Here is an 8,982-nt window from a genome sequence, read left to right as displayed (position 1 = left end):
GTATATATGTTAAAAAAGCCGTTAAAATTCATTTTAGAGAATTTTAACGGCTTTTTCTTAGGGAATCTGAGTGCTTATGTCCCAGCCCCTTTTTTGTTGCCTATTAAATGCCACCAAGCAATGCACTGATGTAAATACCAAGTGCGTATAACAAGCCGAAAAATGTGTTGGTTTTGCCGGCTGCAGCCATCGCAGGCATCATCGTTTGTGGTGTGTCATTCTTCTTGAATCGTCTATACACTTTCACAGGCATTGGGAAGCTCAATAAGACGAGTAAGTAGAAGATTGAGCCGCCATCTTTGAAAAAGGCTGTGAAAATGACAAATACGTAGGCGATGATGTAACATGCCGCTAAAAAGTAAAGTGAACCTTGTTTGCCTAATAAGATAGGTAATGTACGTCTGCCACTTTGTTGGTCTTTGACACGGTCACGAATATTATTCGCCATATTGATTAAGCCGATCGTAATGACAATTGGAATACTAATCCATACAGCATAGCCTTGCACGTTCCCTGTTTGAACAAAAAATGCGATAACAACGATGAACATTCCCATGAATAAGCCTGAAAATAGCTCGCCCAATGGTGTCCATGAAATTGGGAAAGGACCACCTGTATATAAGTAACCAACTGCCATACAGAGCACACCTACTGGAATTAACCAGAATGATGTTGTTGCAGCAAGGAAAAGACCAAGTAGTGCTGCTATGACATAAAAGGCGATGGCTAGGTTAAATACAGACTGTGGTGTCATACCGTGTCGAACGATAGCGCCACCAATACCAACGGACTCATGATCGTCCAATCCTTTTTGATAATCGTAATATTCATTGAACATATTTGTCGCGGCTTGAATGAGTAAACAAGCGAGTAACATTGCGATAAAACGTCCGAGAAATAGATGATCCTCACTTCCTAACATGAAAAGCTTAGCCGTTGCCGTACCTACTAGGACTGGCACAACGGAAGCAGTTAGTGTGTGGGGACGCATCAATAACCAATATTTGCGTAAAGATGAATGTTGCTGAAATTGCGTTCCCATATAGATAAAAACCTCGATTATTAATATTTATAATACAGCATAAGTATAGAAAAGATTATCCTTTAAATCAATGACAAACTTTTATGATAAGATTTCTTCCGCACACAATACGTCGTAAAAATGTTAAAATAAAATAATGGAAAAAATTAGATGATTATGATGAAAGAAGTGAGAAAGAGATGACTGTTGACGCACGTGAACAGGCAATCAAAGAAGCAGTAGAACAAGCGGATCAACGGTGGGTGTCGGTTGAAGTAAAGTTATCACGATCGCTTGATCCGGTTACTTTGTTTTATGCAACGAATGAAGCGGCAGGCAATCGGTTTTATTTCCGTTTAAATAATAATACAACGTCCTATTTCGGTTATCGTGTCGCAGCTCAAATTAAAAATGATCAACCGAATAAGCGCGCGTTGTTCGAACAATGGCAGGCGTTGAAACAAGACATTTTATGTGTTCACCCAGATCATGCACGTCACCATTTACGTCTCTGTGGCGGCTTTCAATTTTCAATGGAACGTGGTGGTGATGAATGGGAGACATTCGGGCGCAACCATTTTATTTTGCCAGAAGTGTTGATTTCTCAAGTAGACGGGGAGACGTTTTTAACGTATACCGTTGAGAGAGAAACCTTTTCGATGGTAGATTTACAAACGTTGGTTACGTATTTTGACACACTAGCACCTGTACAGGACACAATCAACATGCCGCAAGTTGACAGTATTGATAACATTAAACAGCAAGCTTGGCAGGCGTTGGTAGAACAAACGGTTGCGCGCTTAGCAAGAGATGAAAAAATCGTGTTAGCACGCCAACGTAAAATTCAATTTTCGTCAGAGATACATATCGGTGCGATTTTACAAAAAGCGTTGCAGAATGAAAAAAACAGTTATTTATTTGTATTGGAGTCTGACACGCATACCTTTATTTCTCAAACGCCAGAGCAGTTGTTTAGAGTGACAGATGGTATGTTGTATACGAAAGCTGTGGCAGGAACACTTCATCGTACACAAGATGACGCACAAGATGCAGAACGTCTGACAGCATTTTTACAAGATGAAAAAAACTTAGTTGAACATCAATTCGTAGTGGATAGTATTCTTGAAGATATTCAACCATTTGTGAAGCAGGCAACGTATGATGCTTCTCCTAAAATCTTAAAAAATGATCACTTATACCATTTATATACTGAAATTGGTGGACAGCTCGATGGGCAATCGTATATCGAGTTGATAGATGTCATGCATCCAACACCTGCATTAGGCGGTTATCCAAAAGCAATGGCGATGGCGTATATTGATGAACATGAATTTGCGGCGCGTGGGTTGTATGGTGCCCCGGTTGGTATGATTGATATTTATGACGATTGTGAGTTTATCGTAGCGATTCGCTCAATGTTAGTGCATGCGAATGAAGCGCTACTTTACGCAGGTGCAGGGATTGTTAAAGATTCAGATCCTGCAGCAGAGGTTGCGGAAACAGCCTTGAAATTTAGTCCGATGATGGACGCATTAGGAGTGACAGAGATTGACTAAACATCAACAAAATCTCACAGAACAGGTCTTTCATTTTGCCTCTGAACTTTATGCATACGGTGTACGAGAAGTTGTGATTAGTCCTGGCTCACGTTCAACGCCATTAGCCCTCGCGTTCGAGTGTCATCCTGAGATTAAGACGTGGATTCACCCAGATGAACGCAGTGCGGCTTTTTTTGCGCTCGGCTTAATTAAAGGAAGCGAGCGACCAGTCGCATTACTTTGTACGTCTGGAACGGCAAGTGCGAACTATGTGCCGGCAGTGGCTGAAAGTGACATTAGTCGTTTGCCACTTGTTGTATTGACGAGTGATCGTCCACACGCATTACGGGGCATTGGGGCACCACAAGCAATTAACCAGGTGAATATGTTCCAGAACTATGTGCGTTATCAATTTGATCTACCATTGGCGGACGGAACGATTCAATGTCTTGAGACGAATCAGTATCAATTAGAACGTGCGAGTCAGTATTTTTATGGCCCACAACAAGGACCCGTCCATTTCAATTTGCCGTTTGATGAACCGTTAACACCGGATTTGACGCGTGAAGATTTATTGACGACACATACGTATACACAGACGCATTATCAAAAAACGATTGATCCAGCGGTACTTGAAAAGACATTAAGACAACCTAACGGCATTATTATTGTAGGGGATATGCAGCATCAAGATATTTCTCAAATTTTAACGTTCTCGACGGTGTATGATTTACCAATTTTTGCAGATCCACTAAATGGCATTCGTAGCACGCAACATCCGAATGTCATTGCGACGTATGACTTACTGTTAAGATCGGGGCTAGATTTGGATGTGGACTTTGTGATTCGTGTAGGTAAGCCGGTCATTTCTAAAAAGTTGAATCAATGGTTAAAACAAACTTCGGCTGAACAAATTCTTGTCCAAAATAGTGCGGATAGAGATGCCTTTCCGAAAAAGCCGGACTATTTCTTTGAGATGTCGGCGAATGACTTCTTCAGATCTTTAGAAACGGCACCGACCGCTTATCGTAAAAAATGGTTGAGTGATTGGCAACAGTTAGAACAACAAGCGCGTGCAGAGATTTCGACGTATCAAAAAAATGCGACGGGTGAAGCGGCGTATGTCAGTCGATTATTAGAAAAAATGGGCAAAGACGACTGTTTATTTGTAAGTAACAGTATGCCAATTCGTGATATTGATAATTTGTATTTTGACAATGAAGCACGTATTTATGCAAATAGAGGTGCGAATGGCATTGATGGTATTGTGTCCACAGCGCTTGGTATGGCAGTGCATCGCTCAGTTACATTATTGATTGGCGATTTAGCACTCTATCATGATATGAATGGGCTGTTGATGTCGAAACTTAACGACATTCATATGAACATCGTGCTATTAAACAACAATGGTGGCGGTATTTTCTCATATTTACCGCAAAAACAACAAGCGCCTGAACATTTTGAACGCTTGTTTGGCACACCGACAGGCTTGGACTTTGAAAAAGTCGCGTTGCTTTATGGCTTAGGTTATCGTCAAATAAAAGACTTAGACGCGCTAACATATACCGACTTGCCAACGATGTCATCACATTTAATTGAAGTGGTTACGGACAGAACGTCGAATTATGAAGCGCATCAAGGCTTGTATCATCGTCTACGTGAGGTGGCACATGCTACATCATAATTGGTATCCAGCACAACAGACGACGCAACGCACATTGGTCATGTTGCATGGTTTTATTAGTGATCAAACGACATTTGATGCACATATTGAACCATTGACGAAGGAAGTCAATCTATTGTTAGTCGACTTACCAGGTCATGGGCATGATCAGTCACCGATGACGGTTCAGTGGGACTTTGATTGGATTGTTGCACAGCTGCATGACTTATTGTTGTCGTATGGAAAATATGAACTTTATTTGCACGGCTATTCTATGGGTGCAAGAGTGGCACTTGCGTATGCGGTTGCACATAGCGATATGTTGTCAGGCTTGATTTTAGAAAGTGGCACAGCAGGAATTCAAGATGAAGCGGCAAGATTGGAACGTCAGCAAGTAGACCAAGCACGTGCACGGGTATTGGAACTAGCAAATATTGAGGTATTCGTTAATGATTGGGAGAAATTGCCATTATTCCAATCACAACGTTTTCTATCGACAGCAGAGCAACAACGAATTAGACAAATGCGCCTATCCCAACAGCCTGTAGGTTTGGCGAAAGCATTGGTGGATTATGGGACAGGCAATATGCCCAACTTATGGACAAAGCTCCCACACGTAACATGTCCTGTTCAATTGATCGTTGGCGAATGGGATGAGAAGTTCGTTGATATTGCACATAAGATGATGACCAAGCTGACACAGGCAGATGTCGAAGTTGTTTCTGAAGTTGGACATACAGTTCATGTGGAAGATTGTGATAAATTTGATACAATACTAATAGCTTTTATTTTAGCTTAACTAGAGGAGGTTGACCCAGTTGAGACAATGGGAAACACTAAAGGAATATAAAGAGATTAAATATGAATTTTTTGAAGGTATTGCGAAAGTAACAATTAATCGTCCGCACGTACATAATGCGTTCACACCGAACACAGTACAAGAAATGATTGATGCGTTTACACGTGCCAGAGACGATGAGCGTATCGGTGTTATCATCTTAACAGGTGAAGGCGACCAAGCATTCTGTTCAGGTGGCGACCAAAAAGTTCGTGGCCACGGTGGTTACGTTGGCGACGACCAAATTCCACGCTTGAACGTATTAGACTTACAACGTTTAATTCGTGTGATTCCAAAACCTGTCGTTGCGATGGTTAAAGGTTATGCGATCGGTGGCGGTAACGTCTTACAAGTCGTATGTGACTTAACAATTGCGGCAGACAACGCAAAATTCGGTCAAACAGGTCCGAAAGTCGGCTCATTCGATGCAGGATACGGTTCAGGTTACTTAGCACGAATCGTTGGACACAAGAAAGCGCGTGAAATCTGGTACTTATGCCGTCAATACGATGCACAACAAGCGTTAGAAATGGGTATGGCAAACACAGTCGTACCACTTGATAAAGTAGAAGATGAAACAGTTCAATGGTGTAAAGAAATGTTACGTCATTCACCAACAGCATTACGTTTCTTAAAAGCAGCAATGAATGCTGATACAGATGGCTTAGCTGGTTTACAACAATTTGCTGGTGATGCAACATTACTTTACTATACAACAGACGAAGCGAAAGAAGGTCGTGACGCATTTAAAGAAAAACGCGATCCAGACTTCGATCAATTCCCTAAATTCCCATAAGCTATGGATAAACAAGACGGTACACAATGTGTGTGAACACAAAGTGTACCGTCTTTTCACTATTATATTTTATCTGGATATGTTTCTGATAAGTATGTACGAAGTCGACGCATACCTTCCTGGAGTTGTGCCATATCATAAGCATAAGAAATGCGAATATGACCGCGTCCACAATCTGTAAAGGATGAGCCTGGGACCATTGCAACGTGTGCTTTTTCCAACACATCCACGCAAAACTGCATATCATCATCCGTGAATTTTTGGATATTTGGAAAGATATAAAAAGCGCCTTGTGGTACAGATGCTAGTGAGAAGCCCATGTCCGTTAGTTCTGAAACAAGATAATCACGACGTTCGATATAAGCCTGATTCATTGTTTTCGGTGCATCAATGGCGTCACTAAGTGCAGTAATTGTAGCCACCTGTGAAGGGACATTCGCACAAATACAGTTATATGCGTGCATAAATGTCAACTTTTCAATTAAGTATTGTGGACCAGCAAGGAACCCAATACGAATGCCTGTAGCCGAATGAGACTTGCTCAAGCCGTTAATTAATAATAATTGATCGTGAATGGCAGGGAAACGTGCAAAGGATGTATGCGTACCATTGAACGTATTTTCCGCATAAATTTCATCACTAATCACAAAAATAGGTAGCGTCTGTAATAAATCGACCAGCGCAGACACTTCATCTTCCGACAATGTCATACCCGTTGGATTCGATGGATAATTTAAAATAATCGCGCGTGTACGTTCCGACATATGTTGCTCGATTAAAGCAGGTGTCACTTTCAAGCCAGTGTCACGTGTATCGATAAACACAGGGACGCCACCGAGTGATTGAATAAGTGGAATATAGCCTGCATAAACAGGGCCGGGTAACAAGATTTCATCACCAGGGTTGATAATGCAACGTAAAGATGTGTCTAATGCTTCAGAAGCGCCGTTTGTAATGATAATCGACTCAGGGTCATAGTTAATATTAAAACGTGTTTGATAGTACTGTGAGACGGCTTGTCGTGTTTCTAGTAAGCCTTTGTTATGAGAGTATGTCGTTTGGTTATCAGCGATTGCTTGTTGATACGCTGATTTGACGATAGATGGCATTGGAAAGTCTGGCTGACCAATTGTTAAGTTCACGACATCAGTCATACCCGCCATCTTGCTAGAAAATTGACGAATACTAGGTGCTTTCAAGTATTGGCTAAAGTCATTAAGTTCAAGTTTCATAAATATCACGTCCTGAAAAATAAGAAGTTGTGATTAATCATATCATATTTGGGAGTAGGATCAGAAGCTTTATAACCTCTACATGCTTGGTTAAGTGCTTAGAGAAATTATGAAACAATGTGATTGGTTACGAGTCAAAGATATACCATGCAAGATTGAGAAAAATAATGTATTAGCTAACGTGTGGCATATCATTGGATTTTTCATAACACGTATACTCTTAATATTTAAACTCTATCAACGTCCAAAATTAAGCCATGCAAGACATGCAGATTAGAATTTACATAGTAATAGCTGTCTAACACATTGTGTATGCGATATTTTGTGTTGAATCTAACATGTGAATCGTTTTGATTACGAGACGCCTAAGGCAACAAGCCGAACGGAAAATCCATAGTTAAGACAATTTTAAAAGTACAAAAACACAATTGGCAGTAGCTGACTGAAGTGCGAATACGCTTGAATAAGCTTTCCGCACTTCTAGTCATCCTTGCCGGGGCACTACTACGAAATCTTTGCATGCGCATAAGATTTCTGTAATGCTCCCTAGTTGGAGTGAGGCGCCTTGGCAAGCGAGCAATCAAGAAACGATGCTTATCAAAAAGAGTACAAACACAATGGTCCCCAAAATTTAGAGCAACTAAAAATGAGCAAAACAGCTGAAAATGCCGTTTCACTCATTTGGGTTATGCATATGGTTTAAAGGATGACGGGGACTTCAATTGTACGAATGGACTTGTCCACTTTACAACAAAGTCTGTTGACCATATCCAGACGATAAAGCAGGTCAATACGAGATTATAAATCAGACCGAGCGCTGGATGGGCATCGATAAATGGATAAATATGTTGTCCACGAATCAGGCCGATAAAGACACCGTGCAGAAGATAGATAAACATTGTGCGTGAACCGATATACGTAAACCAATAACGGCGTTCAGGTGTTAAATTCAAGAATGCCATCATTGCTGTAAAAATAATTAAGTAAAAGAGTAGACGTTTTAACGGACTAAAGATAACGTCCATGCCTTCAATATCTTTATAAGGCGAACTTGCGAGTAGCCAACTTGAATCGATTGGATGAACGTAATAAAAAATAAAGAAAATGACCAAGACAGCGAGTGAAAGTGGTGCGAATTTCTTTTGACGAATCAAGCGATCGAAGTTGCCATTCAGTATGTAGCCAACATAAAATACTGGGAAAAACACTAACGTTCGAGACCAACTCAAGTAACCATCAATATTAGATGAAAAGCCAGATAGCATCGCAACGATGATTGCTGCTGGTAATACATAGATAGGCTTAAATTGATGAACGACGACTAAAATAACATTAAAGAAAAATAGTGTTAATAAGAACCATAACGCAAATACGGGATCGAATAGATCAAGGTCTACGGAACTATTTTTGCCAGTAATGAAATAGTAGATTGAGAAAAAGGCGTAAAATATGAGATAAGGTCCTAATAATTTTTTGCCGACTTTTTCAATGTAACCTGCCTGACCGATATTTTTGGCAAAGTAACCAGAAATAAATAAAAATGCAGGCATGTGAAAACTATAAATCAACAGATATAACGCTGTTAGAAAAGGTTGTTCGTTGGTATAAGGGTTAATTAAATGTCCAAACACGACTAAAAAAATAAGTCCTGCACGTGCATTATCAAAAAATGCGTCTCTTTGTTGAAGTTTTACCATAATGTATGCGCTCCTTTATTGAACATCATACATACTGTAGTATAGATCGGCTAATAAATGCAATAAATTAAGGTATATGATATGGTAAGAAAAGTAAAGCGTTAACATATTTATACTAATTTATATGTTGAAGTTAAGATTTTTTGATTAATTGTTCTCTTTAACAACAGGATATGGTCTGTCTCTTATACACATCT

Annotated in this window: 8 protein-coding genes; 5 read left to right on the top strand and 3 right to left on the bottom strand. The window is 40.1% G+C overall.

The genetic code is table 11. The features are described from left to right. Positions 1-103: 103 nt before the first annotated feature. Positions 104-1,042: a 1,4-dihydroxy-2-naphthoate polyprenyltransferase gene (locus CD122_RS09140; protein WP_103358676.1), complete on the bottom strand. Its 939-nt coding sequence runs from the start codon at positions 1,040-1,042 to the stop codon at positions 104-106. Between the two features lie 179 nt (positions 1,043-1,221). Here CD122_RS09140 and CD122_RS09135 point away from each other — a divergent pair, with 179 nt between their 5' ends. From CD122_RS09135 to menB, 4 genes are read left to right on the top strand one after another with little or no spacing between them, the layout of a single operon-like run. Further along, positions 1,222-2,577, top strand: coding sequence for an isochorismate synthase (locus CD122_RS09135; protein WP_103358675.1), 1,356 nt, complete (start codon positions 1,222-1,224; stop codon positions 2,575-2,577). Next, a complete protein-coding gene (menD, locus tag CD122_RS09130) occupies positions 2,570-4,243 on the top strand; it encodes a 2-succinyl-5-enolpyruvyl-6-hydroxy-3-cyclohexene-1-carboxylic-acid synthase (RefSeq protein WP_103358674.1) in 1,674 nt (557 codons plus the stop codon). Before CD122_RS09135 ends, menD begins: the two co-directional genes overlap by 8 nt. Continuing rightward, positions 4,230-5,021, top strand: coding sequence for a 2-succinyl-6-hydroxy-2,4-cyclohexadiene-1-carboxylate synthase (gene menH / locus CD122_RS09125; protein ID WP_103358673.1), 792 nt, complete (start codon positions 4,230-4,232; stop codon positions 5,019-5,021). The genes menD and menH overlap by 14 nt, the downstream gene beginning before the upstream one ends. A gap of 19 nt (positions 5,022-5,040) precedes the next feature. Beyond that, positions 5,041-5,856 carry a 1,4-dihydroxy-2-naphthoyl-CoA synthase gene (menB, locus tag CD122_RS09120; protein ID WP_373694255.1) on the top strand — a complete coding sequence of 272 codons (816 nt, stop codon included), beginning with the start codon at positions 5,041-5,043 and terminating at the stop codon, positions 5,854-5,856. Positions 5,857-5,918: 62 nt separating this feature from the next. Here menB and CD122_RS09115 read toward each other — a convergent pair whose 3' ends face one another. Next, positions 5,919-7,088, bottom strand: coding sequence for an aminotransferase class I/II-fold pyridoxal phosphate-dependent enzyme (locus CD122_RS09115; protein WP_103358671.1), 1,170 nt, complete (start codon positions 7,086-7,088; stop codon positions 5,919-5,921). A gap of 565 nt (positions 7,089-7,653) precedes the next feature. On the opposite strand from CD122_RS09115, the gene CD122_RS11965 reads away from it, so the two are divergent. Beyond that, a complete protein-coding gene (locus CD122_RS11965) occupies positions 7,654-7,791 on the top strand; it encodes a hypothetical protein (RefSeq protein WP_169926503.1) in 138 nt (45 codons plus the stop codon). Here the strand turns inward: CD122_RS11965 and CD122_RS09110 are convergent. Beyond that, positions 7,775-8,785 carry an acyltransferase family protein gene (locus CD122_RS09110; RefSeq protein ID WP_103358670.1) on the bottom strand — a complete coding sequence of 337 codons (1,011 nt, stop codon included), beginning with the start codon at positions 8,783-8,785 and terminating at the stop codon, positions 7,775-7,777. The two genes, CD122_RS11965 and CD122_RS09110, sit on opposite strands and share 17 nt — an antisense overlap. Positions 8,786-8,982 lie beyond the last annotated feature (197 nt).

It is taken from the genome of Staphylococcus rostri (assembly GCF_002902145.1).
GTDB lineage: Bacteria > Bacillota > Bacilli > Staphylococcales > Staphylococcaceae > Staphylococcus > Staphylococcus rostri.
The sequence above is the reverse complement of the archived record's forward strand: the minus strand, read 5'-3'. Positions and strand labels throughout refer to the sequence as shown.